The following is a 2,397-nucleotide window of genomic DNA, read 5'->3' as shown; positions in this document are numbered from 1 at the left end:
CAACTACCGCTGCATCCCCTGTTTCTTGACAAACCAAGATTGAGCAGTTTTGCTCGAATGGAGTAACGGGCACAATTCCTAATTTGATCGGCATAAATGAGAAACGCTTAAAGTTATTAGCCACTGGTTGATTGCAAAGACGCTAGAATACATCTCACAGGATACACAATGAAAACTCAAGACACATTTAAATTTGCAGAAACGCATGAGTGGGCTAGCATCGAAGATGATGGACTAGCTTGGGTTGGCATCAGCAATCATGCCCAAGAATCTTTAGGTGATGTCATGTTTTTTCAAGCGCCAAAAGTTGGGCAGCAAGTGAAGCAAGGCCAAGCCATTGCAGCAATAGAGTCCGTTAAAGCGGCGAGTGATATTCATGCGCCTATTAGTGGCGAGATCGTTGCATTGAATGACTCAATGGATTCCAGTCCAGAGTTGGTGAACGAAAATCCTTATGCGGTTTGGCTATTTAAAATTAAGCCAACAACAGAATCTCTGACTGTCGATCTAAATGCCTTAATGTCTCTTGCGCAATATGAATCTGGCCCAGGCGCCTAAATACTAATAGGGTCTCGCTCTACGAGCCAACGAATGCGGGATGCCTTACTGATTCTTCCGGTGGATTCTTGGCGCAAATCTTGATCAATCATTTCAAGGGCCTCTTGTAAAGTCTTGCGATTGACTGACTCAATTAATAACTGGGCGCGCTCTGAACCAGCCACTCGCATGACCGGCTTGGGCACGGGATCATAGACCTTCAGTTCTTTTGTAATCATCCCTCGACTTTTCATGCGAGTCTTCAGTTCATTCAAAAACTGAATCGCTTTATCTAGACTTTTTCCTTCCGCATGAATGAGGGCTTGATAAGAGTAGGGCGGTAACTTTGCCTCTTCACGCTCGCTTGCAATAAATGCTAGAAATCCATCGACATCGTGTCTAAGTAAATATTGAAACACTGGTGACTCGGGGTACTGAGTCTCGATATAAATATCGCCACCAGAATCAGTACTACTGCCAGATCTACCTGCCCGACCAGCCACTTGAACTAACTGCGCAAATAATCTTTCTGCAGCTCTAAAGTCCGCTGAATACAGTCGACTGTCTGAATCTAATACTGCAACTAATCCAATATTTTGATAGTCGTGCCCCTTGGCAATCATTTGAGTGCCAACAACAATATCTACATTGCCATTATGTATTTCCTGAAAGAGTGCCTCTGCTCCCTTACTCTTTCTGCTTGAGTCTGTATCGACCCGCAGCACTTTAGCTTGCGGCCACATTTCCTCTATTGCATCTTCTAGCTTTTGCGTTCCATGACCAAGCGTTTTTAAATCGGCATTGCCACAATCTGGGCAGAACTGAGGAATGGGTTTAACTAAGCCACAATGATGGCAACTCAACACTGGTCTTTTCCCCAATGCTCCTGCCTTATGCATCACGGTGTAGGTAGAGCATTGTGTGCACTTTGACAGCCAATTACAGGCAGAGCAACTCAGTACGGGAGCATAGCCCCGGCGATTAATCAAAATTAAGCTCTGCTTTTTTTCACCCAAAGTCTTAGTAATGGCACTTGCTAGCGTCTTACTAATAAGGCTTTTTTCCTTGGTTGCACCTATATCGCCTGGACTAAATTGATTTTGTGGATCACGCGTATTTATCAAGTGGACGCTGGGCAAGCTTGCGCCCTGGGCACGCTGATCCAGTCGAATATATTCATAGCGACCAGATTGAGCGGCAAGCCAGGTTTCTAGTGATGGTGTTGCAGAAGATAAAAGGATGGGAATTTTTTGATCATGCGCTCGCCATATTGCTAAATCTCTTGCTGAGTATCGCGTACCATCTTGCTGTTTATATGACGGGTCGTGCTCCTCGTCGACTACGATGGCACGTAAGTTTGGCATTGGCGTTAATGCTGCCAATCTTGTTCCTAAAATGATTTTCGCCTTGCCCGTCATTGCTTCATACCAAGCAACGCCTCTTTTCTTTTCACTGACACCGCTATGCAGTACAGCCATTTTTTTATCTGGGAAGTAGGCCTTCACGCGCCTCTCAAGTTGCGGCGTTAAATTAATTTCTGGCACTAGCAACAGCACTTGTGCGCTTTCATCATGCAAGATGCTTGCTAGCCAATTCAAAAATACGGCAGTCTTTCCGCTGCCGGTCTGACCCTGCAACAGGATTGCTCTAAATTGATCTTCTTTTTCATGATTTGCTAATAACTCTTGCAAAGCATTCTTTTGGCTTGGATTTAATTGTTCTTGGGTTATCAATCCCTCTGCAAGTACATCAAGCTTTTTTTTACTCTTTTCGGCTGACTCTAGCTTCTCGGGAATTTTTTCCCAGTTATCAGCCTTTTTCCACATCTGCGGAATAACCGGCAAGATGGTTTCTCCCAGC

The 2,397-nt window shown here is 44.7% G+C and carries 2 protein-coding genes and 1 pseudogene; 1 reads left to right on the top strand and 2 read right to left on the bottom strand.

What is annotated here, in order from left to right; translation table 11 throughout:
• Window positions 1-88, bottom strand: a pseudogene (locus tag B7X71_RS15310) (MBL fold metallo-hydrolase); the annotation flags it as partial.
• An 80-nt stretch (window positions 89-168) separates the two neighbouring features.
• On the opposite strand from B7X71_RS15310, the gene gcvH reads away from it, so the two are divergent.
• Window positions 169-558, top strand: coding sequence for a glycine cleavage system protein GcvH (gene gcvH, locus B7X71_RS15305; protein ID WP_293601321.1), 390 nt, complete (start codon window positions 169-171; stop codon window positions 556-558).
• On the opposite strand, the gene priA is transcribed toward gcvH, so the two are convergent.
• A partial coding sequence (gene priA / locus B7X71_RS15300) for a primosomal protein N' (protein WP_293601319.1) occupies window positions 555-2,397 on the bottom strand: 1,843 nt, incomplete at its 5' end. The two genes, gcvH and priA, sit on opposite strands and share 4 nt — an antisense overlap.

This window comes from Polynucleobacter sp. 39-46-10 (genome assembly GCF_002282275.1).
Note: the sequence above shows the minus strand (reverse complement) of the source record. Positions and strands in the feature narration are given on the sequence as shown.